This window comes from Gordonia sp. SCSIO 19800, from assembly GCF_018132775.1.
Taxonomy (GTDB): Bacteria; Actinomycetota; Actinomycetes; order Mycobacteriales; family Mycobacteriaceae; genus Gordonia; species Gordonia hongkongensis.
On sequence record NZ_JAGRQM010000039.1, the window covers coordinates 1 to 23,015 of the forward strand.

At 64.4% G+C, this 23,015-nt stretch carries 26 protein-coding genes and 1 pseudogene; 14 read left to right on the forward strand and 13 right to left on the reverse strand.

Translation table 11 applies throughout. From position 1 onward, the window contains the following. Positions 1-54 precede the first annotated feature (54 nt). Complete coding sequence (locus tag KB201_RS24020; protein ID WP_211540841.1) at positions 55-210, reverse strand: heavy-metal-associated domain-containing protein; 156 nt, start codon at positions 208-210, stop codon at positions 55-57. Between the two features lie 157 nt (positions 211-367). On the opposite strand from KB201_RS24020, the gene KB201_RS24025 reads away from it, so the two are divergent. Together KB201_RS24025 and KB201_RS24030 are read left to right on the forward strand one after the other, a co-directional pair. Further along, positions 368-2,050 carry a Mu transposase C-terminal domain-containing protein gene (locus tag KB201_RS24025; protein WP_058253861.1) on the forward strand — a complete coding sequence of 561 codons (1,683 nt, stop codon included), beginning with the start codon at positions 368-370 and terminating at the stop codon, positions 2,048-2,050. 4 nt (positions 2,051-2,054) lie between these two features. Then, positions 2,055-2,201, forward strand: a complete 147-nt coding sequence (locus KB201_RS24030; RefSeq protein ID WP_175404389.1) for a hypothetical protein — start codon at positions 2,055-2,057, stop codon at positions 2,199-2,201. A gap of 14 nt (positions 2,202-2,215) precedes the next feature. Here KB201_RS24030 and KB201_RS24035 read toward each other — a convergent pair. The 3 genes and pseudogenes from KB201_RS24035 to KB201_RS24045 all read right to left on the reverse strand — a co-directional run. Then, positions 2,216-2,641: pseudogene (locus KB201_RS24035) on the reverse strand (class I SAM-dependent methyltransferase); the annotation flags it as partial. A 3-nt stretch (positions 2,642-2,644) separates the two neighbouring features. Next, on the reverse strand, positions 2,645-3,142 hold the full coding sequence (locus KB201_RS24040; protein WP_231742688.1) for a DUF5313 family protein: 498 nt from the start codon (positions 3,140-3,142) through the stop codon (positions 2,645-2,647). Further along, positions 3,073-3,396: a DUF2892 domain-containing protein gene (locus tag KB201_RS24045; RefSeq protein ID WP_374100852.1), complete on the reverse strand. Its 324-nt coding sequence runs from the start codon at positions 3,394-3,396 to the stop codon at positions 3,073-3,075. The genes KB201_RS24040 and KB201_RS24045 overlap by 70 nt, the downstream gene beginning before the upstream one ends. A gap of 150 nt (positions 3,397-3,546) precedes the next feature. Between KB201_RS24045 and KB201_RS24050 the strand changes: the two genes are divergently transcribed. Next, the gene (locus KB201_RS24050; RefSeq protein WP_058253864.1) at positions 3,547-5,634 is read left to right on the forward strand and encodes an MMPL family transporter; all 2,088 of its coding nucleotides are present in this window, start codon (positions 3,547-3,549) and stop codon (positions 5,632-5,634) included. 115 nt (positions 5,635-5,749) lie between these two features. Further along, positions 5,750-6,013, forward strand: coding sequence for a metal-sensitive transcriptional regulator (locus tag KB201_RS24055; protein WP_058253865.1), 264 nt, complete (start codon positions 5,750-5,752; stop codon positions 6,011-6,013). 93 nt (positions 6,014-6,106) lie between these two features. On the opposite strand, the gene KB201_RS24060 is transcribed toward KB201_RS24055, so the two are convergent. Further along, complete coding sequence (locus KB201_RS24060) at positions 6,107-6,643, reverse strand: hypothetical protein (protein WP_211540843.1); 537 nt, start codon at positions 6,641-6,643, stop codon at positions 6,107-6,109. Beyond that, complete coding sequence (locus KB201_RS24065) at positions 6,640-7,845, reverse strand: FAD/NAD(P)-binding oxidoreductase (protein ID WP_058253867.1); 1,206 nt, start codon at positions 7,843-7,845, stop codon at positions 6,640-6,642. Before KB201_RS24065 ends, KB201_RS24060 begins: the two co-directional genes overlap by 4 nt. Positions 7,846-8,423: 578 nt before the next feature. Between KB201_RS24065 and KB201_RS24070 the strand changes: the two genes are divergently transcribed. From KB201_RS24070 to KB201_RS24095, 6 genes are all read left to right on the forward strand, one after another. Continuing rightward, the gene (locus tag KB201_RS24070; protein WP_058253883.1) at positions 8,424-9,818 is read left to right on the forward strand and encodes a rhodanese-like domain-containing protein; all 1,395 of its coding nucleotides are present in this window, start codon (positions 8,424-8,426) and stop codon (positions 9,816-9,818) included. Positions 9,819-10,314: 496 nt separating this feature from the next. Then, positions 10,315-11,058: a GntR family transcriptional regulator gene (locus KB201_RS24075; protein WP_231742692.1), complete on the forward strand. Its 744-nt coding sequence runs from the start codon at positions 10,315-10,317 to the stop codon at positions 11,056-11,058. A gap of 28 nt (positions 11,059-11,086) precedes the next feature. Then, entirely contained in the window at positions 11,087-11,425 is a 339-nt protein-coding gene (locus tag KB201_RS24080) for a rhodanese-like domain-containing protein (RefSeq protein ID WP_082653028.1), read from the forward strand. A 1-nt stretch (position 11,426) separates the two neighbouring features. Further along, positions 11,427-12,269, forward strand: coding sequence for a sulfite exporter TauE/SafE family protein (locus KB201_RS24085; RefSeq protein ID WP_058253870.1), 843 nt, complete (start codon positions 11,427-11,429; stop codon positions 12,267-12,269). A 79-nt stretch (positions 12,270-12,348) separates the two neighbouring features. Next, positions 12,349-14,121: a cytochrome c oxidase subunit I gene (gene ctaD, locus KB201_RS24090; RefSeq protein WP_058253871.1), complete on the forward strand. Its 1,773-nt coding sequence runs from the start codon at positions 12,349-12,351 to the stop codon at positions 14,119-14,121. Continuing rightward, positions 14,118-14,651, forward strand: coding sequence for a hypothetical protein (locus KB201_RS24095; RefSeq protein ID WP_058253872.1), 534 nt, complete (start codon positions 14,118-14,120; stop codon positions 14,649-14,651). Before ctaD ends, KB201_RS24095 begins: the two co-directional genes overlap by 4 nt. Positions 14,652-15,260: 609 nt before the next feature. On the opposite strand, the gene KB201_RS24100 is transcribed toward KB201_RS24095, so the two are convergent. Further along, positions 15,261-16,097 (reverse strand): sigma-70 family RNA polymerase sigma factor, encoded by an 837-nt coding sequence (locus KB201_RS24100; protein ID WP_240199324.1) that lies wholly within the window; start codon positions 16,095-16,097, stop codon positions 15,261-15,263. A 33-nt stretch (positions 16,098-16,130) separates the two neighbouring features. On the opposite strand from KB201_RS24100, the gene KB201_RS24105 reads away from it, so the two are divergent. Beyond that, entirely contained in the window at positions 16,131-16,346 is a 216-nt protein-coding gene (locus tag KB201_RS24105; RefSeq protein ID WP_058253873.1) for a YgaP-like transmembrane domain, read from the forward strand. Positions 16,347-16,368: 22 nt separating this feature from the next. Here KB201_RS24105 and KB201_RS24110 read toward each other — a convergent pair whose 3' ends face one another. From KB201_RS24110 to KB201_RS24120, 3 genes are all read right to left on the reverse strand, one after another. Next, positions 16,369-17,541 (reverse strand): hypothetical protein, encoded by a 1,173-nt coding sequence (locus tag KB201_RS24110; RefSeq protein WP_058253874.1) that lies wholly within the window; start codon positions 17,539-17,541, stop codon positions 16,369-16,371. Further along, positions 17,542-17,949: a DUF302 domain-containing protein gene (locus KB201_RS24115; protein WP_058253875.1), complete on the reverse strand. Its 408-nt coding sequence runs from the start codon at positions 17,947-17,949 to the stop codon at positions 17,542-17,544. Positions 17,950-18,024: 75 nt separating this feature from the next. Beyond that, positions 18,025-18,528 (reverse strand): hypothetical protein, encoded by a 504-nt coding sequence (locus KB201_RS24120; RefSeq protein ID WP_058253876.1) that lies wholly within the window; start codon positions 18,526-18,528, stop codon positions 18,025-18,027. A gap of 106 nt (positions 18,529-18,634) precedes the next feature. On the opposite strand from KB201_RS24120, the gene KB201_RS24125 reads away from it, so the two are divergent. Continuing rightward, positions 18,635-19,363 carry a thioredoxin domain-containing protein gene (locus KB201_RS24125; protein ID WP_058253877.1) on the forward strand — a complete coding sequence of 243 codons (729 nt, stop codon included), beginning with the start codon at positions 18,635-18,637 and terminating at the stop codon, positions 19,361-19,363. A gap of 11 nt (positions 19,364-19,374) precedes the next feature. Next, the gene (locus KB201_RS24130) at positions 19,375-20,247 is read left to right on the forward strand and encodes a cytochrome c biogenesis CcdA family protein (protein ID WP_058253878.1); all 873 of its coding nucleotides are present in this window, start codon (positions 19,375-19,377) and stop codon (positions 20,245-20,247) included. Between the two features lie 37 nt (positions 20,248-20,284). Here KB201_RS24130 and KB201_RS24135 read toward each other — a convergent pair whose 3' ends face one another. The 3 genes from KB201_RS24135 to KB201_RS24145 are packed head-to-tail and all read right to left on the reverse strand — an operon-like array spanning position 20,285 to position 21,988. Next, complete coding sequence (locus KB201_RS24135) at positions 20,285-20,632, reverse strand: DsrE family protein (protein ID WP_058253879.1); 348 nt, start codon at positions 20,630-20,632, stop codon at positions 20,285-20,287. After that, positions 20,629-21,318, reverse strand: coding sequence for a class I SAM-dependent methyltransferase (locus tag KB201_RS24140; protein ID WP_307814812.1), 690 nt, complete (start codon positions 21,316-21,318; stop codon positions 20,629-20,631). The genes KB201_RS24135 and KB201_RS24140 overlap by 4 nt, the downstream gene beginning before the upstream one ends. Before the next feature lie 43 nt (positions 21,319-21,361). After that, positions 21,362-21,988, reverse strand: coding sequence for a peroxiredoxin (locus KB201_RS24145; protein ID WP_058253881.1), 627 nt, complete (start codon positions 21,986-21,988; stop codon positions 21,362-21,364). A 116-nt stretch (positions 21,989-22,104) separates the two neighbouring features. Here KB201_RS24145 and KB201_RS24150 point away from each other — a divergent pair, with 116 nt between their 5' ends. Then, positions 22,105-22,725, forward strand: coding sequence for a GntR family transcriptional regulator (locus KB201_RS24150; RefSeq protein WP_175404390.1), 621 nt, complete (start codon positions 22,105-22,107; stop codon positions 22,723-22,725). Positions 22,726-23,015: the final 290 nt, after the last annotated feature.

Consider the following 23,015-nt stretch of genomic DNA (forward strand, 5'->3'; position numbering starts at 1 on the left):
GTCGATCCTGGCCAAGGTCGCCCGCGCCCGCGCCGCACTCGAACAAGGAGTTAGCTAAAACCGAGACACACCACTAGAGATGGTGACTCGCCCGCTGGCCACGTCGACGTCGACGTCAGTTACGCCGGCCAGTGCGCCGACTTCTTCACGCACCGACGCCGCGCAGTGCCCACACGTCATTCCGGAGACGATCACTGTCGATGTGCTCATGAGATGTGCCCTTTCGGTACAGCAGTTGTCAACTTCAGAAGACGGCTGCACTCGTTGCAGGCGTTTCGAGGGTGAGTGCACGTGTCTTCTGACATTCTGATGTCAGAAGTGCGGTGCACGGTCGCACGCTCGGCTCTCGGTGACAGGGAGGCTTGTGATGGACCCCGACAAGCTCGACGTCGTGGAGACCGGTGTGCTGACAGCGTCGGGGGAGCGGTGGTCTCAGGCTGAGGCCCGTTTCGCTGTCCTGGCTCCCTTGCTGGAGATGCATCCGGTGCGTTCGGAAGCGGTCGACGATGCCGCGCAACGGTTGGGATTGTCCAGGCGGCAGGTCTACACGTTGGTCGGCAGGCTCAGGAACGGGACGGGGACAGTCACCGATCTTCTGACGAAGGTCTCGTCGGGAGGGCGTGGCCGCAGCCGAGTGACGGCTGAGGTCGAGGAAGTGATCGGCGATCATCTTACCCGCTATTTTCTTCACCGCCAGAAGCTGAGTGTCGCTGCGCTGCACCGACGTATAGCACTGGCGTGCCACCGCGCGGGTCTGCCAGTGCCGGCCAGAAATACCGTCACCGCGCGTATCGCCGCGCTCCATCCGGCATCGGTGGCCAGGTCACGTGGAGGACCCGATGCCGCCCGCCCACGTCAGTCCGCCGGCGACAGTCCACCGACGGTTTCCGGGATTCTCGATCAGGTCCAGATCGACCACACCGTCGTTGATCTGATGGTCGTTGACGAGTACGAGCGGCAACCGATCGGCCGCCCCTACCTGACGATCGCCATTGATGTCTTCAGCCGTTCCGTACTCGGGTTCGTCGTCACTCTGGAGCCGCCGTCGTCGATATCGGTCGGGTTGTGCCTGGAACGCGTCTGCTGCGAGAAGCAGACATGGCTGGAGGCGTGCAAGCTCGCGGAGCAGGTGCAGTGGCCGATGGCAGGGAAGCCGAAACAGTTGTATCTCGACAACGCCTCCGAGTTCAAAAGCGAAGCGCTGCGCCGCGGATGCGCCCAGCACGCCATCACACTCGAATACCGTCCTCCGGGCCGACCGCACTACGGCGGGATCGTCGAACGCATCATCGGAACGGCGATGACGGCGGTGCACGAGCTGCCTGGGACCACCTTCTCGAACCCAGCGGACCGAGGAAGTTACGACTCGGACAAGCACGCGGCGTTGACATTGCGTGAGTTGGAGCGCTGGCTGGTCCTGGCCATAGCCGCGTATCACGTGAGCGTTCACACAGGGATCGGGAACACTCCGGCCGCCGTGTGGGCCGGCGAGGTCGCCGCAGTTGGTCACGCCCCTCGTGTGGTGCTCGGCGAAACCGCGTTCCTGGTGGACTTTCTTCCCGTCATCCGGCGACGTCTGACGCGCACGGGCTTCGTTCTCGATCACGTGCACTACTTCTCGAACGCGCTCAAACCGTGGGTTGCGCGGCGAGAGGACCTGGGGCGGTTCGTGATACGACGTGACCCACGCGATTTGAGCAGAATCTGGGTCCTCGAACCAGACGGTGCCGGCTATGTCGAGGTGCCGTACCGGACGATGTCACATCCCGCGGTGACACTGTGGGAGCACAGAGCTGCTATCGCCCGTCTCCGCGAACAAGGTCGGTCGAACGTCGATGAGAGCGCACTGTTTTCGATGATCGAGCAGATGCGCGAGGTCACCGACCGCTCGCAGAAAGCCACCCGCAAAGCCCGGCGCAACCGTGCCCGCCGCACGCATCTCACCGGCGACGCCGCGTGTGCACCGATCCCGGCGATCCACCCGCCGGTGGAGCCTCGAGCGGACGGCGGCACCGCAACGCCTGTCTTCAGCGACATCGAGGAATGGTGAGGCGATGACCGCATCGACAGGAAGCAGCGACGAACCCACCGAGTCGTCCATCGAGGATGTGGGGCACCTGCGGGAGTCGGTTCGACCGCTCACCGCACTCGACGACGCGGAGCGGATCCATCGAACCGGCCGGATCGACGAGGCGACGTGATCGGCGAGGAGCAACGTTCCACCTGGACGCAGCACTCGCGACATTTCCGCGAGCGCGATGTCCGTGGAGGGGATGGCGCAGAGCGAGAACGTGCACACCACGGTGTCGAAAGATGCATCGGGAAAATCCAGAGCGTGAGCGTCCCCGAGAGCTAGGCGAGCGTCGGGTCTGACGCCGGCGGCCCGAGTATGCGCCTGCGCGAGCATGTCCGGGCTCAGCTCGATTCCGGTCAACGACGTCCCTGCCGGGTAGTGCTCGAGATTGAGTCCAGTTCCCACTGCGACCTCGAGAACCTTGCCTCGGGCGCGACTGCAGATCCAGGACCTGGTGTCGCGGAAGAGGACTCGGTCGAGAAAGGTCATGTGTTTGTCGTAACCGGCCGCTTGCTTGTCCCAGAATCGCTGCCACCGGGCGAGACGGTGCGTTGGATCGACGACCATCGCTCAGTGCTCTCGGCCGGGAGCGATGGGTGCCGCGGCGGTGCGTGAGGCCCCGGGCTCGGGGTGCGCCGCGAGATAACGCTTCTTGACCAGTTCCGATTCCTGCGCTTTGCGGGAGTTCGTCAGATCGCGCGGCAGCATGTGCCGTACGAGGCGGCGTTGCCGATTCTCTTCCATGTACGAGGCGGTGAAGAACACCGAGAGCAGGACCGCGAGAAGCACCATGGAACCACGCAGCCACAGCTCACCCGGAAAGAACATGAACACGGCGTAGATGGGAAGAAACGGAACCTGGCCGCGAATCAGGTGCCGAACGACGGCGTGATCACCCGTCAGATCGTTGGCCACCCAGTCCGTCATGGTCGAGGGAAGAGTGCGGCCGAAGGCGTAGCTGACCCACTGCCACGGCGTAGGGCGGGTCCTGTCGCGGTTCACCGGGTCGGCGTCATTGTGCTCTGGCGCATCCCCAGCCGCCGCATTGCCAAGCTGGCCGGGCACCATCCGACTGCCGAGTACAGCAGCAGATTCCCGCCGACGAATGCTGTCAGGGCATGCCAGCGGCGGTCGTGAAGGGAACCGGCGGCGAGGCTGGCGAGGATCATGGTGCCCGCCAGCGCGGGGACTGCGCGTTCGATACTCGGTCCGCCGGGGCCGGTGAGAGTGTCGGTGCATGACATGCGGTAGAGCCTCGCTTCTCTGCGTGTGGTGCGGTCGTTCGTGCATACCCTAGGGGGTAGAAGGAATGGTATCACCATACCCCTGGGGGTACTGTGTTACGGTTTCTCCATCATCCCGACCAGTAAGGACATGATGTGAGTTCTACGGACGTTCGAACCGACGAGAGTTCTGCAGACAGCTCGCCGCCAGGGATCACCGGGGGGCCGTTGGCGCGCTTCGGTGCGCGCATGGCAGGCAATTTCAAGTGGGTGGTGACCGCGTGGCTCGTGGTGATCATCGGATTGGGAGCGTTTGCCCCGTCGGTGTTCGGCTCTCTCGCCGGTGCCGGTTGGCAGGCCAATGGATCGGAGTCGGTCCAGGTTCGCGAACTCGCACAGGAGCACTTCGGCGGGAACTCTTCTGCCGCGATACAGGTTGTGGTGCACTCGGACACCGAGCAGGTGACGGATCCCGCTGTTGCGGCTGTCATTTCCGAGGTCACCGACATTCTGGCCGCTGACTCGCGGATTTCCGAGGTGATCCCCCCGCAACCGGGGATGTCGATCAGCCCCGACGGGCACACCGGAATCCTCATCGGTGGAGCGAACGGGACGACCGACGAGATGGTGAAGGCCGTCGACGATCTCAAGGGTGACTTGACCGCAGCCTCCACGGACTCGATCGAGGTCTACCCGACCGGAGCATCGGCGCTGTGGAGTGACTTCAACAAGGCCAACCACGACGCGATGATCAAGGCCGAAATCATCTCCTGGCCGGTCACATTGGCGATCATGGTGCTTGCGTTCGGATCGCTCGTCGCGGCAGGTCTGCCCCTGCTGTTGACGCTGGCCGGTCTGGTGGCATCTGCGGGTGGCTTGGTTCTGCTGAACGAAATCACGCCGATCTCGGTGTGGGCCATGAACTTTGCGATGATGTTCGCGCTGGCGCTCGGTATCGACTACGCGCTCTTCCTCGTCGTTCGATTCCGGGATGCGCTCCGTAAGACCATCGACGCCGGACGGATCGACCCGCAGCGTGCAGTGGCAGAAACGATGGACACGGCAGGCAAAGCAGTCCTGCTGTCCGGTCTGACCGTGCTGATCAGCTTGTCTGCCGTGCTTCTGGTACCGGCACCTGCTGTGCGCACGATGGCGGTGGGCATCATGCTCGCGGTGGTGTTCGTCCTCGCGGCCACCCTCACACTGCTCCCCGCAGTTCTGGGCAAACTCGGAGCCAAGGTCAATGCCGGGTCCCTCCCGTACGCGAAGCGACAGGTGCACCGTTCGCCGAAATTCGCGTCCTGGGGTCAGCTGCTGCACAAGCATCCGTGGCCGTTCGCCATCGGCTCGCTGTTGATTCTGGTGGCGCTGTCGATTCCGGCACTGGGCCTGAAGGTCGCCATGCCGTCCATTTCGGTTGTGCCCGAGGACGCTCCGGTCCGGCAGGGCTACGAACTGGTGCAGGCGCAGATGGGTGAAGGTGCACCAGGAATGCTGCAGATCATCGCCCCCACATCGGAGGCGGAGCAGACCGCACAGATCGCAGCGAGCGTCGACGGCGTATCGATGGTGACGCCGCCCATGCCCGCCATGGACGGATCCGACTTCGTCATGCTGCAGGCCATCCCGAACGTGGACCCGTCGGACCCCGCACTCGAGACCACACTCGACGCGTTGCGTGCCGAGCTGCCCGAGGGAGCGATCGTCGGCGGTGCACCCGCGGAGAACCTGGACCTGCAGACCGCGTTGAACGAGTATCTGCCGATCGTGGTGTCGGTGATCCTCGTACTCGGATTCCTGCTGCTGCTGATCGCACTGCAGGCACCGCTGATCGCCCTGCTGGGGACCGTGGTCAGCCTGCTGTCCACCGGAGCGGCCTTCGGTGTGGCGAAGCTGATCTTCCAGGACGGTCACGGCTCGTCGCTACTCGGATTCACCCCGCAAGGATTCCTGAACGGCTGGGGACCGGTGTTCTTCTTCGCGATGATCTTCGCAATCGCGATGGACTACACGGTGTTTCTGCTGTCGAGCGTCAAGGAACACTACGAGAACACCGGTGATCCGCACGGTTCTCAGGTCGACGGAATGGCGCATTCGGGTCGGGTTATCTTCGCGGCTGCCGCGGTGATGATCGCGGTGTTCTTCTCGTTCGCGCTCGCCGAACCACTGCCACCCAAGGAGATGGGAATCATCCTCGGCGTCGCCGTACTGCTGGACGCGATACTCATCCGCCTGGTTCTGCTGCCGGTGTTGTTGCGGTTGACCGGCCACGCCGCATGGTGGTCACCCACGTGGTTACGAGCAGTACTACCCAAGATCGGCTTCTCGCACAGCTGAGTGTCAGCAATCTCGAGCAACACAGTGGTGGCCGATACCGTCCGGTGTCGGCCACCACGACCACTCTTACCCCTAGGGGTAAACTGGAGTTTCATCGAACGAAGGACTGAACGACATGACCGGTGACACCGAAAGCATCGCATTGGTATTGAACCGTCTGCGGCGTGCGCAGGGTCAGCTTGCAGGAGTGATTGCCATGATCGAGAGCGGTCGGGACTGCAAGGATGTCGTCACCCAGCTGGCCGCGGTATCGAAGGCTCTCGATCGGGCGGGCTTCAAGATCGTGGCCACCGGACTCCGTGAGTGCATCACGGGCGCGGAGACGGGCGAGAAGATGACCGAGGCCGAGCTCGAGAAGCTGTTTCTCGCCCTCGCCTGACAACGGTCCGATCACCCCCGCATCGATGCACGGGGGTGATCGGAGCGAGGCAGGGTATTCGGTTCGAGGTGGGGTGATCGGGCCCGCGACGTGTCAGCTCCTGCGCGCTGGACCGGGCTGCCCGTCCGGGCGGGTGAACACCACACGTGCCCAGAGAACAGTGGAGAGCAACGCGGCCACCGCACCCAGATACAGTCCGATCGATGGACCTGCCACCGTCGCGGTCGGTGCCAGTGACTGACGCGCCCAGATCGCAAGCACACCGAACACCGTGGTGACACCGTTGCCCGCCAAAGCCAGAGCAGCCCACCGAAACCGCCGAACCAGTCGCGCGATCGAGGCCGCTACGACGGTGAACGTGAGAGTGAATGCGGTGAACAGCGTCGCCAACACGCCCGCTGACTCCGCGTCGGCGCTTTCGGTGCGCAGAAGAACGTCGTACCCGTGTGCGCCGCCGGTGTGCGGAAGCGCCATTCCGAGCACGGCCGCCGACACCAGAACGAACAGATACGGGGTGAGCCGGGTGATCACCACCTCCGGTATCACGCGTCGTTCGATGGCCTCGAACACCGACCGGTAGTGGCTCAGGTCGCCCTCGCGGTCGTAACTGTGCGGCGGTCGACCGTTCACGCTCGGCCGGTGAGAATGGCATTCCAATACAACGCCGGCAGTCCGCGTCTCTTGAGGAACCACATGTCGCGGCGTTCGCGGGTGGTGTCGATCAGCGGTATCGAGGGAGCCGGCTGCATCGTGTAGTCGAACTCGGCCAGAAGCATCGTCTTGCGAGAGGTGGTCAAGGGGCAGGAGGCGTACCCGCCGTACTGTGCGGTCAGTGGACGGCCGGCGATGCTCGCCTGCAGGTTCTCGGCAACCACGGGTGCTTGCTTGCGGATGGCGGCACCGGTCTTGGAGTTCGGTGACGATCCGGCGTCACCGAGGGCGAAGATGTTGTCGAACCTGTTGTGTCGCAGTGTGTTCTTGTCGATCTGGACGTATCCGGCTGGATTCTCGGGGTCCGCTATGGGGCTGGCCTTGATCCAGTCCGGTGCGGATTGGCGCGGTACGACGTGGAGCAGGTCGTAGGGTAGCTCGTCGGTGGTACCTGCGCTGTTATCAGTGATCGTCACCGATCGGCCGTCCGGGTCGACGGCGGTGACTTCGCTGTTCTTGCGCACCTCGATGCCGTAGCGCGCCACGACTCGTTCGAGCTCCTCGGCGAACACCGGTACCCCGAACATTCCGGGTGTGGGCAGGACGAGGACAACTCGGATGGCGTCGAGCACGCCCTGCTCTCGCCAGTAGTCGGCCGCGAGGTACGCGATCTTCTGCGGGGCACCCGCGCATTTGATGGGGCCGGACGGCATCGTGAACACTGCGGTGCCCGACCGCATCTTCTGAATCATCTGCCACGTCTTGGGCGCGAGATCGTAGCGGTAGTTGCTCGAGACCTGCGGGGTGTCGATCGATTCGGCCATGCCGGGCACCGAATCCCAGTCGAGCTGGATGCCGGGGCACACCACCAGGTGGTCGTAATGGATCGTAGTTCCCGAGGAGGTGCTGACCGTCTGGGCATCCGGGTCGACCCCCTCGGCGCGATCCTTGATCCAGCCGACGCCCTGGGGCATCACCGACGCCTCGCTACGCGCACTTTCCGCGGCCGGGGCGCGGCCTCCACCGACGAGCGTCCACAAAGGTTGGTAATAGTGGGTCTCTGCCGGCTCGATGATGCCGATGTCGGTCATTCCTGCTCGCCGCAGACGTGCCGCGAGCGAAATACCGGCGTTGCCTCCGCCGATGATCGCGACTTTGTGGTCGATGGTGTGCGCGGACATGTGGTCCTCCTGTTCGAGACACGAGCTCGGTGAGCTGTCTCGATTTCGGTTGGTGCCGGGGTGGTTCAGCTCGACGTCGGTGTGGCGCGAGCTGAGTGGTCACGACATTGGTGGTCACTGAGGCCAGGTGCACTGCATCCACAGCAGTCGTGCTGGAAGGTCATTCCGGCGTTCGAGCAGGTGGTGCAAGGACACGTGCCGAGGTGTACGTTGCCCTCTCCTTGATTGATCGTCCGGATGTACGTACATTATGGATGAGGCTAGTCGCCGATTCCGGCAAACGCCACACTCGGGACGAATGAAGTTTCCTCGTCCATCCCGAGTCGGCGAGTGCCGGACGACTGAGGAGGACGTGATGGTCGGCAACCGCTGCGGTGCCGCTGTGAGTCGTCGCGCCTCGCTGGATCGGCCGGTTCCCACGCCCCTGGGTGTTCGTTGGTATGCCGACCCAATCCACCTCCACCCCGTGAGATCGGGAGCGTGCGCCTCGCCGCACAGGACCTCTTGAAAATACCCCACGGGGTACCATGAATCTTGACACCTGTACGAACGCCGCCACGATCGACAAGGAGATTTCGATGCTTCTCGAACGCATCTACGACGAAGACCTCGCCCAAGCCGGATACTTCATCGGCTGTCAGGCCAAGGGGGAGGCAGTGGTGGTCGACGCCCGCCGCGACATCGGTGTGTATCTGGACCTGGCCGCTCGGCATGGCATGACCATCACCGCCGTGACCGAGACCCACATCCATGCCGACTACCTGTCCGGCACTCGCGAGCTAGCCGAGGCCACCGGGGCGGTCACCTACGTCTCAGGAGAGGGCGGCGACGACTGGCAGTACGGCTTCGAGGCCGAACGCCTCCACGATGGTGACACGCTGGCTCTGGGTAACATCACCGTGCAAGCCGTTCACACGCCCGGTCATACCCCGGAGCACCTCTCGTTCCTGGTGACCGACGGTGCCTTCGCCGATGCTCCGGGATACATGTTGACGGGCGACTTCGTCTTTGCCGGCGATCTCGGCCGACCGGACCTACTCGACGAAGCTGCAGACGGTGTCGACACCCGGTTCGAGGGTGCCAAACAGATCTTCCGCAGCCTGAAGCGATCGTTTGTCACGCAGCCGGACCATATCCAGGTCTTTCCGGGTCACGGTTCGGGCAGTGCCTGCGGAAAAGCTCTCGGCGCGCTCCCGTCGACCAGCGTCGGCTACGAACGCCGTTTCGCTTGGTGGGCCGGGTATGTCGAGCGCGACGACGAGCAGGGCTTCGTCGATGAGATGCTCGACGGCCAACCGGATGCACACGCCTATTTCGGCCGGATGAAGCGTCAGAACAAGCAGGGCCCGGTCGTTCTCGGGCCACTCTCTCCGCTGCACGAGTACGACTCCGCAGACTTGGCACGCGCTCTCGACTCCGACGAGGTCGTCCTCCTCGACACCCGCGGCCACGATGAGGTGCACGGCGGCGCTGTCCCCGGAGCGCTCAACATCCCCGGCATCGGCAAGGCAGCCTCGTTCGGTGCCTGGGTCTACGACCCCGAGCGAGAGGACACTCCACTGGTGGTGCTCGCCGAGGACCGCACTGTCGCCGACGAGCTCCGTGATCACCTGCTGCGGGTCGGCATCGATACGGTGACCGGGTACGTCACAAGTCTACGAGGACTCCCCATGACGACACCCGAGACAATCGGTGCGGACGAGCTGGATTCGTTCGACTCGGCAATGGTGCTGGACGTGCGCAACAAAACCGAACACGCCGACGGCCACATACCTGGCTCCGAACAGCTCAGCGGCGGCCGATTGCTGTGGAACCTCGACGGACTGCCCACGGGCGGACCGATCGTGACCTATTGCCAGAGTGGCGTCCGTAACGCGGTCGCAGCCAGCGCCCTGCGCCGCGCCGGCTACCGAGTTGTCGAACTCGAGGGCAGTTACGCCGCCTGGGCCGAGCGCAAGCTCGAAACAGTCTGATCGAACACGCCCGAATCGGGGGCGGTCGTGCTGTCCGCCGCCGGTTCGGTCCTGTGCTCGCCCTGTCGGCTCGTTGCCACCTGCGGTAGAGCAGACCCCGGGGCGACACTCCCGATCCGGTACCCGACTGGGAAGCGAGGTGATGCCGCGTCGCTGCGCCGACGGATTCGCCAGGTTCGGCGCGATCTCCACCAGGAGCTCGTTCGTGCTCGGCGAGAACTTTTCTCGATGCGAGGGTCGTCTCGTTGCGTGTCGACGACGCCGACGGATGGTCCGTCGGGGGACGGGGGAGCTGCGGTCCCCGAGATCCTCGGTCGACATCGCTTCGACGCGTAGGGAGCATCACCGCCGTCCGTACGGATGTACGTACATTTGTTGTACAGTGGCCCCGAGGGTCAGCAGCAGGCGGCTCGAATTCGGATTCCGACACAGATCGACAGGAGGGCCTCTGATGGTTGAACCAGATCGCAGTGCCGCGCTCGACCGCTCCAGTGCGATGCCGCTGTGGGCGCAACTGCATGCCGATCTGGTCCGCCGAATCGGTGACGACGAATTCGCCGGCTCCGAGTTCCCGGGCGAGCATGCGTTGACGACGAGCTACGGCGTCAGCCGTCACACCACCCGCGAGGCCCTGCGGCACCTGCGGAACGAAGGAATCCTGATTGCAGAGCGTGGCCGGCCTTCTCGGTTGGCGGCTCCGCCGGTGATCGAGCAGCCACTCGGTGCGCTCTACAGTCTCTTCGCTGCTGTGGAAGCCACGGGTGTTGCTCAGCACAGCGTGGTGCGTGCACTCGAACTGCGGACCGACCCCGCGGTGGCCGCTACCTTGCAGGTCGGTCCCAAGGCTCCGCTGCTCTACCTGGAGCGCATCCGTATGGCAGGGACCATGCCGTTGGCGCTCGACTATGCCTGGTTGCCGGGGGATCTGGCACGCGACCTCCTGGATGCGGACTTCACTCACACGGCTCTGTACATCGAGCTCGAGAAACGCTGCGGCATCCGCCTGACCGGTGGCCGCGAGGACGTCACTGCCGTCGTCCCGGATCCGGAGGATGCGGCAGCACTCGAACTCGATTCGAAGACCGCCGCGCTGTCGATCCGCCGCTTGGGCTGCATGAATTCCCGGCCGGTGGAGTTGCGGCACACAGTGATTCGAGGAGATCGGTTCACCGTCTCGGCCACGTTCTCACCGAGCGAGGGCTATCGCTTCGTGCCGGCCACGCCGCTGCACGCCCTGTAAGCACCCACTGATCCAAGGAGCGTTGTTCATGACTGAAGCACCACCGGAAGCCGATCCGGCCGCCGCACACGCACTGATCGCCGAATCAGGAGCCATCCTGATCGATGTCCGCGAGGACGACGAATGGGCAGCCGGCCACGCCCCGGACGCCGTCCATGTACGCCTCGGCGATCTCGATCCTGCTGCCTACCCTCCTGATCAGAAATTGGTCGTGGTGTGCCGCTCGGGCGCTCGGTCGAGCAAAGCTGTCGCGGCCCTCACTGATGCCGGTCGCACAGCGCACAATCTGTCGGGCGGAATGAAAGCGTGGCACGAAGACGGCCGCCCTGTGGTCCGCGATGACGGCACCCCCGGCGCAGTGATCTGACATGATCGCCACCCTCGCGATCGCAGTCGCCGCAGGGATTCTCATCGGGCTCTCCCTCGGCGCACTCGGTGGTGGGGGATCGATACTGACTGTTCCTGCCCTGGTGTATCTCCTGGCGGTCGAACCGCAATCGGCAACGAGCGCCTCGCTGATCATCGTCGGAATCACCTCGATCATCGCGGCCGTCAGCCATGCGCGAGCACTGCACGTTCGGTGGCGGGCAGCGGCAGTGTTCGGAATCCTGGGCTCGGTCACCGCCTTCGGTGGATCGATCCTCAACCGATCGGTCGACCCGCAGATCTTGCTGCTCGCGTTCGCGGCACTGATGATCGTCGCCGCCGGCGCGATGCTGCGCCGCACCAGGCGCGGACACGATACGGACCTGCCGACACCGAACCCGGCCGAGACCCCGGGAACACGCCCGAGCGCCGTCGCGGTCGCCACCAAGCCCGCAAAAGTGAAGATCACCGCGTCGCAGGTAGTCAAGCTGGTCGCCTCCGCGCTCGTCGTCGGCTTCCTCACGGGTTTTCTGGGAGTGGGTGGCGGCTTCCTCATCGTCCCCGCTCTGGTTCTGGCACTGGGCTACTCGATGCCCGTCGCGGTCGGAACGTCACTGGTGATCATCTCCATCACCAGCGCGGGGGCCTTCATCGAACGCCTCGGCACGGGTGCCGCCATCCCGTGGGAGATTGTCGTACCGTTCACCCTCGCGGCAATTGCAGGCTCGTTCGCAGGAAAAGTCATCAGCGACAAAGTCACTGCCACCACACTCACCCGTAGCTTCGCCGCCCTGTTGCTCGCCGTGGCCGTCTACGTCACCGTCCAGGCCTCCATGGCCCTGTAACGCACATCGTTGTGCATCACAGCCTATTTCTGCGCACGCAAATGCGGCGCATCGCACACCTGGATCGAGGAGATCGTCGATGACCGCACTGATTCCCCGCCCTGAGGCGGCCAGGCCGTATCCGATGCGTCACGAGCCGAAGGGCTCGACGCTGTTCCAGCTGGTGACCACCACCGATCACAAGACGATCGGCAAGATGTATCTGGTCACCTCGTTCGGGCTCTTCCTCATCGGCGGGTTGATGGCGCTGCTCATGCGCACCGAACTCGCCGTACCGGGGTTGCAGTTCCTGTCCAACGAACAGTACAACCAGCTCTTCACCATGCACGGCACGATCATGCTGCTGCTCTACGCCGTCCCTGTCGCATACGGATTCGCCAATTACATTCTGCCGCTGCAGATCGGGGCACCCGACGTCGCGTTCCCGCGACTCAACGCGTTCGCGTACTGGCTGTATGTCTTCGGATCGCTGATCGTGCTCGCCGGGTTCATCACCCCGGGAGGTGCCGCGGACTTCGGGTGGACCGCCTATACGCCGCTGACGAGCGCACTGCATTCCCCCGGTGTCGGTGCCGACCTGTGGGTACTGGGCCTGATCCTGTCCGGCTTGGGCACGATCTTGGGTGCGGTCAACTTCATCACCACCGTGGTGTGCCTGCGCGCACCCGGCATGACTATGTTCCGGATGCCGGTCTTCACCTGGAACATGCTCGTGACCTCGGTGCTGGTACTGCTGGCGTTCCCGACCTTCGCGGCCGCGTTGGCCGGGCTGGCCTTCGATCGACACTTCGATGGTCACGTGTTCGACCCGGCGACCGGGGGAGCGGTGCTCTGGCAGCACCTGTTCTGGTTCTTCGGCCATCCCGAGGTCTACATCGTCGCGCTCCCGTTCTTCGGCATCGTCTCCGAAATCTTTCCGGTCTTCAGCCGCAAACCCATCTTCGGCTACAAGGGTCTGATCTTCGCCACCCTCGGCATCGCAGCGCTCTCGATCACGGTGTGGGCGCACCACATGTACGCCACCGGAGCTGTTCTGCTGCCGTTCTTTTCGTTCATGTCCTTCCTCATCGCCGTGCCGACCGGGGTGAAGTTGTTCAACTGGATCGGCACCATGTGGCGAGGACAGGTCACCCTGGAAACCCCGATGCTGTTCAGCATCGGATTTCTGATCACGTTCCTGTTCGGCGGACTGACCGGTGTGCTGCTGGCCAGCCCCCCGATCGATTTCCACGTCACCGACACCTATTTCGTGGTGGCGCACTTCCACTACGTGCTGTTCGGGACCATCGTCTTCGCCACCTACGCCGGGGTGTACTTCTGGTTTCCCAAGATCACCGGACGCATGCTCGACGAACGCCTCGGCAAGTGGCACTTCTGGACGACGTTCGTCGGGTTCCACATGACGTTCCTGGTCCAGCACTGGCTCGGCAACGAAGGGATGCCGCGCCGATACGCCGACTACCTGCCCTCCGACGGATTCACCACCTTGAACCTGATCTCCTCGATCGGAGCGTTCATCCTCGGGCTGTCCACGCTGCCGTTCGTGTGGAACGTGTTCAAGTCCTACCGATACGGCGAGGTCGCCACCGTCGACGATCCGTGGGGCTACGGCAACTCTCTCGAATGGGCCACCACCTGCCCACCGCCCCGCCACAATTTCACCGAAATACCCCGGATTCGCTCCGAGCGGCCGGCGTTCGAGCTGCACTACCCTCACATGGTCGAGCGCATGCGCACCGAAGCCCACGTCGGGCTGACGGGCCACACCGCCGACGTGCGGGCACCCTCCGAAATCATCGCCGACGGCGTCGAAGAGGGCACCGCCAGCGGGACCCCAGAGGACAGACGGTGACGAGCACGCGGAGACTGCGCTCGACAGGTGCCGCTGTCCTGGTACCGGGGCGAGTGTCGTACGCGATCGCGGTCGCCATGGGGTTCTACGTGCTCGCGCTGATACTGGTGTTCACCTTCCTCGTCCCTCGACTCTCACCCGGGTCGGCGACCGCTGTCACCGCTGCCGTGGTGGCCGGCTTCGCGGTGCTGCTGATGGCGGCGATGATGTTCGCAGCCCGCACACCGCTGCATCCTGCAGCGGTGTCTCCGGTCCGCGACACGGCGGCGGAGCGAGAGGACGACATCGTCGAAGGGTGGGCGGTGGTCCTGAGCATCGACATCGATTCACGACGGGTGGAACTGGAAGTGACGGTGCCCGGGTCCGGAACGTACCGGTGCGATGTGCGTGCAGAACGGTCGACCGTCCGCGCACTGGTGACCGGTGCCACTATCTCGGTGTGGGTCGATCCTCATCATCGTCGGTCGTTGACCTTGGTCGGGGTCGGTCCGAGCATCGGCGACGATACCTCCGGGAACGGGCGTTGCTGATCGAGCAACCTCGCCCGCACCCCGCGGCGGCGCAAATCCGGGGTCGCAGACGTCGATCGCAACTACCCTCGACTGCCCTCCGGACGGCTGGCTGCGCCGGTGGCCGACGTGAGTGTGCCTGCGTGACATCGATTGTCCCGCGACGGAGCCCCCGCTTGCCGGCGATGGCGAGTGTGGTCGTGGTGTTGCACCTGATCGGGTGGGGGCTGTTCGTTCACTACGATGCGGACCTGCGCATGCACGGTCCGACCGGTCGACGCCGCGACAGGCGAGACCACGAAGACCGGGACCGCGACAACCGAGATCGCGAAGAAATGTGACTCGGGTCGCAGCCCTGGCAGGATCAGGGCTGCGGACCGCGATCTACTTCTTGGAGAACATGCGGGAGAACAATCCCGGTGACTTCGGATCGGAGTCGTGCCCCTTGCAGCGATTGGACGCCGGAACGCCCCGCATCACCTGATCGACGTGTTGACCACATCCCGCCCAGGTCGTTTTTCCGCATTTCTTGCACGTGACAGCCCTGCACATGAGTCTCTCCTTCGGTCGATAATTCACTTCCCAATATACCCTATGGGGTATCTGATTCTGGGTGTCGGGGATGATCGGTCATCGCGGTGGGCGGGGTCCGCCCAAGTGGGCGACGTCGCAGACGAACTGTTCGGGTACCGCGCTGGTCCACGGCCGCAGGCCGAGTGCGGTCTTGATACCGATCAGGGCCTGTGCGATGGGTGGGCACCGGCGACACTGCCGCAGGTGCGTATCGATGCGGGCCGAGGCGTCGACATCGAGACGCCCGTCCAGGTAGTCCGATGCCGCGGCGAGTGTGCGCCGGCACGCCTGGGAGTCGTTTCGCGGGTGTGCGGGACCGTTGTCGAGGGCGCGTAGCAGCTTCACCCGTGCGCGGTGGATGCGCTTGTACACCGCCGCGGTGGTGAGCGCGCCGACCGCACCGATCTGTGTCGCCGTCCAGCCCTCGCCGTCGTGCAGTGCCAGGACCATTCGATCCTCGACGGTCAACGTCGCCAGCGCCGCTCGCACCGTGGACCGATCGCTGAGCGCCTGCGCCACCGTCTCGGGATGCTCGAGGTCGCTGATCGGTCCATCGATGTCGCCCGTGCCCGACGGTTCGGTGCGCTGATTCTCCGCGCGTGCGGCCACATCGCGGGCACGATTGATCGCGATTCGATACAGCCACGTCGAGAGCGCCGATTCGGATCGAAACGTTCTCCGGTTGCGCCACGCGCGTTCGAGGACGTCCTGCACCAGATCGTCGGTATCGGCCGGTGATCGTGTTATCGCGGCTGCGAAGCGACGAAGAGTCGTGCCCTGGTCGATCAGATCGCGCGCGAAGCGCTCGTCGTATGCCGCGCTGTCGAGGTCGGGGCTGGGCTGTTCGCGCGAGGAGCCGCGGATTGGTCCACTTCGGCGTTCTCGCCCGTCCAACAGTGAAAGTCCCTCTACAGAACTGGAATCATCATGTCGTTCGTCGAATTCATGCGCAGTACTGCCGGACGCGCACCGCGCATCGTCGTGGGAATCGCTCTGATCGTGGTCGCCGTCGCACTCGGCGGTGTCGGGGGCATCGTGGTGGGAGTGATCGGCGGCGTCTTCGTTCTGACCGGGGTGATCAACGTGTGTCTGCTCGGCCCGCTGTTCTCCGTCGATCTTCGAGGTCGACCCAAGACGTCCTGAACAGGGCGCGCGGGCGGGCAGCTCAGAAATGGGGGATCACCTTGAACGCGGTGTACCCGTCGCTGCTCTGGGCCAATGCGACACCGTTCGAGGTCACTGCTGTCGGTGCGGCACTCGGTGATGTACCGGTGACGCGGCCGGAGGTCGCATCGATGGCAGTCACCCCCGAGTCCGACGCGCCGTAGACGACGCCGCCGACCAGAGCGAAGCGGTCGGCACCGGGAAATTGATCGGCGGTGAAACCTCGGGTGCCGTATTGCTCGAACAGGACAGCGATGCCGTCGTCGGTGAGGTCTGCGGTGGTGATCATCGTCGCCCCGCTACTGCTGTCGGCGGTCACCACCATCGGACTGCGGCTACCGCTGATCCATCGGATCTCGGCATCGGAGAGTCGATAGACCGCCTGGATCGGTTCGGGACGGGTCGGGATCGTCCATGCCACGACCACTGCATTGCCGGCGGTGGCGACGAATCGTGCGGTCCCGGGGATCGCTGCGGGGGGCGGGGTGAGGGTGTCGGTGGACCAGGCGGTGTTGCCGGTGTCGGCGGTCACGATGCGCGCTGTGTCGCCGTCGACGGTGACCGCGTATCCACCGGATTCGGAGATCGCACCCGTCAGGTCGGTGCGGTGTCCGTCGGTTGCCGAGATGGCGGCCACGGCCGCGGGCTTTGCTGTCTGCGAGCAGTCGGCGTCGATCAGCAGCCCGGACCCGGTCAGGCAGCCTGCAGTGGAGACCGGACCCCATACGAGGTCGCCGGTGCGGGTATCGCGGGCGGTCATCGTGGCCGGTGCACCCGAACCGGGATCATCGATGTCCTCGGTGATCAACAGCTCACGGTTGTGTGTGCTGGTCACCGCGAACTTGTCGCGATCGGCGGGTACGTCCACGCCGAACCGTGGTGTGCCGGTGTCGTCGAGTACCTGCACCCGGTGCGAACCGGATGCGTCCGAGGAGTCGACGACTCCGACGAACCCGTCCTTGACGATCTTCGGCTGCGACAAGAACGGGATCGACCACAATGCCGTGTCTCCGAAGCCCGCGGGCGGCGCGGACGGCGACGACGGGTGCGCCGCCGGATCAGTGCCCGTGGCCTCTCGAGCAGGCGAGGAACTGCATCCCGACACCACCGCGACGGCGCACAGTGCAACGGTCCCGATCGCCGCCGCCGCTCTGCCGATACGGTGCGCACCCATCTACGTGGTGGTGCTGTCTCCGCCGAGTGCCATGATCGCGCTCTGCAGCAGTGCTGTGGCCCGGTCGGCGACCTCGGCCAGGCCCGCTGCATCCGAGAGCCCCACCATCACCTGGGGGTTCATCGCTTCGACGATGGTGCTGCTGCCGTCGGCTCGCACCACCACGTTGCACGGCAGCAGCAACCCCACCTGCCGATCAGTGTCGATCGCAGCCTTCGCCAACTGCGGATTGCACGCGCCGAGAATGACGTAGCGTTCGATGTCGGCGTCGATCTTGCTCTTCAACGTCGACTGCATGTCGATCTCGGTGAGCACTCCGAACCCTTGTTCGGCGAGTGCCTCACGGGTTGCGTCGACAGTTTCCTCGAACGGCATGTCCACTCGGGTACCGATGGCCAATTCGGTCATAGTTCGTTCGGTTCCTTTCGATCGGTTCGGGTGTCGGTCACGCGATGGTCGGTGCGCGGGTGAGCAGGTGCTCGGTCATACTGCGCAGGACGCGGAGGTGCAGTCGCGTTTGCGCCATCGGACGATCACCGCTGCCGTCAGCATCGCCAGGGACACCCCGGCGAGGATGGGTTGTATCGGTGCCCACAACCCCAGTGCACCCGAGGTGCCGAGCGCGAGAAGTACCAGCTTGTTGCACACCGGACACCCGACGGCGAAGAAGGTCAGTACGACACCGAGAGCGGCGGGTGTGCCGGTCCGCTCGACCCGCGCGGGTTTGTCGATCCCGAACCACAGTGCGGTCAACAGGGCAGTGGCCAGCAGAACTGGAAGCTCCCACGCCCGCACCGGCACCTCACGGCCGAAGACCGGCGTGTCGATGATGTCGGTGGGAATGCCCACTACCAACACCGTGACCGCACCGGCGACGGTGCCGCGTGCCGCCCGTATCCCCCAACGCCCGTACCGAGCGATCACCTCGTCATCGGAACGGCCTGCGGTTTCGACGACGAGGCGGTCGGACGTGGCGGGCTCGGTCATCAGCGAGTATCTCCTACGGGTTGTAGTTGTGTGAGTAGGGTGACACTGTGAGGGTATACCCAGATGGGTATCGCTGCCAGTATTGCCGACTGCCGAAAGGTATTGCATGACTTCGACATCTCGCTCCACTCGCCGACGAGACATCGTGCTCCTGGCCATCGCCGTGGTGGTGGCGGCCGTGCTCGTGGGAGCTCTCGTGCTCGGAACGACAGGTGACGGCGAGCAGTCGGAGGCGGCACCGGACGCCGGGTCGAGCAGCGTGAGCGGCCCGCCGGTGATGGGACCGCTCGGCGATCTGGCGCACCGCGAGCCCGATGATCCGATGGCCCTCGGCGACGTCGACGCCCCGGTGGTGATGATCGCCTTCTCGGATTTCCGGTGTCCGTTCTGCGCCCAGTTCAGCCGGGAAACCGAGCCGCAGCTGATCGATCGATACGTCGATACCGGCACCCTGCGCATCGAATGGCGAGATCTACCCATTTTCGGGCAACAATCATTCGATGCGGCCCGGGCCGGACGCGCCGCCGCCGCCCAGGGCAAGTTCTGGGAGTTCACCCGCGCCGTCTACGCCGATGCACCCGAGACCGGTCACGCGGACCTGACACTGGAGACGCTGCAAAGCTACGCGCAACAAGCCGGGGTACCGGACTTAGCTCGGTTCACCGCCGCCGCCACCGGCACCGCATTCGATGCCGCGATCACCGCCGACTCCACCGAAGCGCAGTCGCTGGGTATCCCGGCCACTCCAGCGTTCTCGGTCAACGGTGATCCGGTTCTGGGCGCGCAACCGTTCTCGGAATTCGTCGATCTGATCGACACCGCAGCCGGCGCGTAGGGCGGCCCACGATGTCGCAGATCGGACTTCTCGGAGCATTTCTCGGCGGGCTGCTGGCACTTCTCAGTCCATGCTCGGCCCTGCTACTTCCTTCCTTCTTCGCGTACGCCTTCGACGGGGCCGGCAAGCTCGCCGGCCGCACCGGGATCTTCTACCTCGGGCTGGCAGCGGTCTTGGTGCCCCTCGGTGCCGGAGTCGGTGCCATCGGCTCGGCGATCACCCGGTATCGCGAGGTCACCACGATGATCGGCGGCGTGGTCATCATCGCCCTCGGAGTGATGATCATCGTCGGTCGCGGCTTCGCGCTGGGGTCCGCTCAGAGAGCAGCCGCGCGCATCGACGTCTCCTCCACCGGATCGGTGTTCGCCCTCGGCGCGGTCTACGGGCTCGCAGGGTTCTGCTCGGGACCCCTGCTCGGCGCGGTCCTGACCGTTGCCGTCGCCGGCGGTCAGGCCGTATACGGCGGAGTGCTCATGGCACTCTACGCAGCGGGGATGGTGATACCCCTGTTCGTGCTGGCGCTGGTCTGGGACCGATTCTCGCTCGGATCACGAACGTGGCTGCGCGGCAAGGAAATCAGCATAGGACCGCTGAAAACGCACACGACGTCTCTGATATCGGGGGTGCTTTTCATCGGTATCGGAGTGCTGTTCCTGCTCACGGAGGGCACAGCGAACCTCGGCGGCGTCATGGGGGTCGACAGTCAGTACTCGCTGCAGGTCTGGATCAGCGACGTGGCCGACGCGGTACCGAACACCGCAGTGCTCCTGATCGCAGTGCTGGTGATCATCGCAGTCCTGACGGTACGCATCGTCCGTGGTCGAGACCGCGACACCGCAGCCGAGTCCTCCGAGCTCGGTGAACGCGAGAACCGAACTCTCTGAGACGGTGTGCCTACGACACTGGAGCGGGGATGTGATGTCAGGTGTAGAGCTGTGACCACCCATCTCGCTGACGGCGAGCGAGATGGAGCACTGCAGCGAGAACCACTTCGACACCCATCAGCAGATCGTCGTCACCGAGCCCTCTGCCCTCCAGACTGTTACGGCATGCTTTCACCGTGATGGAGGCCGAATCGATCAACGCCCGCATCTCCAATGAGATATCCGAACACCGCAGGGCCGCATCGAGGCCCGGTCCGAAGCACACGACTTCGATCGTCACCAGCTCGGTCGCAGCATCGAGAAGGTTGTGGATCGCCCGCACCACGGCGGTGGGTGTGGTGTTGACGGCGAACACCACACGCAGGGGAGTCGGATGATCGGTCACGTGAAGGCTCCGTTCTTCAGATCACGGTGAGCTGCGGTGCCCCACGGCTGTGCATGGAGAAGAACATCGATGGCCCGACCTTCGCCGACAGGGCGGACCAGATGTTCCAGCTCGTGGACCTGCAATCCGCTCGCGGCGCGGGCGAGGTCGTCGATGGCGGGCAGGATCGACGGATCGGGTGGGCCTCCGACTCCGTGAGTGAAGTTCTCGAGCGCATGACCGAGATACAACAGCCGTCCACCCGGTGCGAGCCAGCTTCCTGCACCGGCAAGGACGGCAACCAACTCGTCGACCGGTAGATGCAGGAAGCCGATGGCCACCAGATCCACCGGGCCGGGTGGCTCCCAGGCCCGGACGTCGGCGACGGTGTAGTCGATCGACCGGTCCTCCCCGCCGCTGCGTGCGAGTTCGATTGCCACAGAAGAAAAATCGACAGCGTGCACTGTCCACCCCGCGTCGCCCAACCATCGAGCGTGGCGCCCGTCCCCGCACCCCAAATCGACCGCCCGACCAGGGGTCAGCTCCGCAAACCGCGCAGACAGTGCCGCCGCCGGGGCCGACCCCCACGGATGCTCGACGCTGCTGTACCGAGCATCCCAGTCCGACGAATTCACTGATTCACGCCTTTCCACTGTTGACCACCGCTGGGTCGGACAACCCGACGCGTCGACGAAGCTGTGAGTCACTTCACTGTACCCCGGGGGGTAACAGTGTGAACGGGTGCCCTGGTCAGGGCTGCGCGGTCAACCGCAGATAAGGCTTCAAGGTTCGATATCCAGGGAACCGTGTTGTTGCCTCGTCGTCGGAAACGCCCAGTCCGATGATCACGTCTTGACCCGGCTGCCAGTCGGCGGGCGTAGCCACTGGCTGACCGTAGGTCAGTTGCAAGCTGTCGATCGCGCGCAGAATTTCCGTGAAGTTGCGGCCGGTGGACATCGGGTAAGTGAGGATCAGCTGTATCGACTTGTCCGGGGCGATGACGAACACCGAACGTACGGTGGCCGCCGCGCTGGCGCTCGGGTGAATCATGTCGTAGAGCTCGGAGACTGCGCGATCGGTGTCTGCGATCATCGGGAAATTCACTGCTGTGCCTTGCGTTTGACCGACATCGCCTTCCCATGCCAGATGCGAATTCACCGAGTCCACAGAAAGGCCGAGTAGCTTGACTCCACGTCGGTCGAACTCAGGTTTCAGCCGCGCTGCCGCACCGAGTTCGGTTGTGCATACGGGCGTGAAGTCACCGGGGTGGGAGAACAGCATTCCCCACGATTCTCCCAGCCATTCGTGGAAGGAGATCGTTCCTGTGGTTGTAGCGGCGGTGAAATCCGGAGCTGTATCGCCCAATCGAATACTCATCGGTGGCTCCTCTCAATTATCGGTGGAGCATAAATGATCGATCATTTATGATCGTACATGTGAAAGTCCCCTCGGAGTCGACGGATGCTCGGTCAAAGACAGGGCAGGGCGTCACGGTGACCGGTCTGCCCGAACAGATCAAAGATCTGCTGTGGGAACGAATAGCCGATGGCACGTACTCGCCAGGAGATCGGTTGATCGAGACGCGGATCGCTCGTGAGCTCGGCGTGAGCCAAGGTCCCGTCCGTGAAGCTCTTCGGCAGTTGGCCGGAATGGGCCTGGTGGTCTTCGAAGCCCACCGCGGGTGCCGAGTCAGACGGGTCGACCAGGACGAGCTCGATGAGGTGTCAGTGGTGCGCGCAGCACTGGAAGAGACAGCAGCACGACTTGCAGCCGGTCGCGGCATGGCGGTGGACCGCATTGCCGATGAAGTCGACGGTATGCGCTCCGCCGCCGTCGCCGCGAACGGTCGAGCATGGGTCGCGCACGCTATGGCATTCCATCGGCTCATCGTCGCGGCCTCCGGCAACAGCACACTGCTGTCGACGTGGGAGCATCTGTCGATCGAAGGTCGAACCGCTCAACTCGTATTGGCACCAGGATTCGACATGGGTGCCAGCACGGAACAGCACCAAGTAATACTCGAAGCGCTCGGTGCGGGCGATGCCGAAAGGGCCGCTCGGCTGTCCCGCGAACACGAAGAGACCTTCATCTGCGGCGACCCCACGTCAGATTGAGCGGAGGGCGCGACCACAACGACCGCAGCTGCCTCTGCTACGCGGCCCGTCACCTATCCAAACGGCAAGGCCGGTTCGGTGGATTCGGACGTCAAGCGACGCTATGCGCGATCCACATCCAGCCATAGTGACGGTGTATGAAACCCGTGCTCAGTTATTCGAAGATCGAACAAACCCGAACCGCGCCCCCCGGGGGGGGTAACGCGCCCTCTCGGCCATCGCGGCGCCGGCGAGCATGGGGTTGAGCAACCCGAGTGCGGCGAGGGGGATGGCGGCGACGTTGTAGGCGA

What these genes read in the sequence shown, in the direction of transcription:
- KB201_RS24065 (WP_058253867.1), bottom strand. Translation starts at nt 7,845, where the DNA reads ATGTCCGCGCACACCATCGACCACAAAGTCGCGATCATCGGCGGAGGC.
- KB201_RS24055 (WP_058253865.1), top strand. Translation starts at nt 5,750, where the DNA reads ATGACCGGTGACACCGAAAGCATCGCATTGGTATTGAACCGTCTGCGG.
- KB201_RS24040 (WP_231742688.1), bottom strand. Translation starts at nt 3,142, where the DNA reads ATGGTGCCCGGCCAGCTTGGCAATGCGGCGGCTGGGGATGCGCCAGAG.
- KB201_RS24075 (WP_231742692.1), top strand. Translation starts at nt 10,315, where the DNA reads ATGCCGCTGTGGGCGCAACTGCATGCCGATCTGGTCCGCCGAATCGGT.
- KB201_RS24070 (WP_058253883.1), top strand. Translation starts at nt 8,424, where the DNA reads ATGCTTCTCGAACGCATCTACGACGAAGACCTCGCCCAAGCCGGATAC.
- KB201_RS24085 (WP_058253870.1), top strand. Translation starts at nt 11,427, where the DNA reads ATGATCGCCACCCTCGCGATCGCAGTCGCCGCAGGGATTCTCATCGGG.
- KB201_RS24125 (WP_058253877.1), top strand. Translation starts at nt 18,635, where the DNA reads ATGACTTCGACATCTCGCTCCACTCGCCGACGAGACATCGTGCTCCTG.
- KB201_RS24030 (WP_175404389.1), top strand. Translation starts at nt 2,055, where the DNA reads ATGACCGCATCGACAGGAAGCAGCGACGAACCCACCGAGTCGTCCATC.
- KB201_RS24110 (WP_058253874.1), bottom strand. Translation starts at nt 17,541, where the DNA reads ATGGGTGCGCACCGTATCGGCAGAGCGGCGGCGGCGATCGGGACCGTT.
- KB201_RS24080 (WP_082653028.1), top strand. Translation starts at nt 11,087, where the DNA reads ATGACTGAAGCACCACCGGAAGCCGATCCGGCCGCCGCACACGCACTG.
- KB201_RS24105 (WP_058253873.1), top strand. Translation starts at nt 16,131, where the DNA reads ATGTCGTTCGTCGAATTCATGCGCAGTACTGCCGGACGCGCACCGCGC.
- KB201_RS24025 (WP_058253861.1), top strand. Translation starts at nt 368, where the DNA reads ATGGACCCCGACAAGCTCGACGTCGTGGAGACCGGTGTGCTGACAGCG.
- KB201_RS24020 (WP_211540841.1), bottom strand. Translation starts at nt 210, where the DNA reads ATGAGCACATCGACAGTGATCGTCTCCGGAATGACGTGTGGGCACTGC.
- KB201_RS24145 (WP_058253881.1), bottom strand. Translation starts at nt 21,988, where the DNA reads ATGAGTATTCGATTGGGCGATACAGCTCCGGATTTCACCGCCGCTACA.
- ctaD (WP_058253871.1), top strand. Translation starts at nt 12,349, where the DNA reads ATGACCGCACTGATTCCCCGCCCTGAGGCGGCCAGGCCGTATCCGATG.
- KB201_RS24050 (WP_058253864.1), top strand. Translation starts at nt 3,547, where the DNA reads ATGGCAGGCAATTTCAAGTGGGTGGTGACCGCGTGGCTCGTGGTGATC.
- KB201_RS24130 (WP_058253878.1), top strand. Translation starts at nt 19,375, where the DNA reads ATGTCGCAGATCGGACTTCTCGGAGCATTTCTCGGCGGGCTGCTGGCA.
- KB201_RS24045 (WP_374100852.1), bottom strand. Translation starts at nt 3,396, where the DNA reads ATGGTGATACCATTCCTTCTACCCCCTAGGGTATGCACGAACGACCGC.
- KB201_RS24115 (WP_058253875.1), bottom strand. Translation starts at nt 17,949, where the DNA reads ATGACCGAATTGGCCATCGGTACCCGAGTGGACATGCCGTTCGAGGAA.
- KB201_RS24120 (WP_058253876.1), bottom strand. Translation starts at nt 18,528, where the DNA reads ATGACCGAGCCCGCCACGTCCGACCGCCTCGTCGTCGAAACCGCAGGC.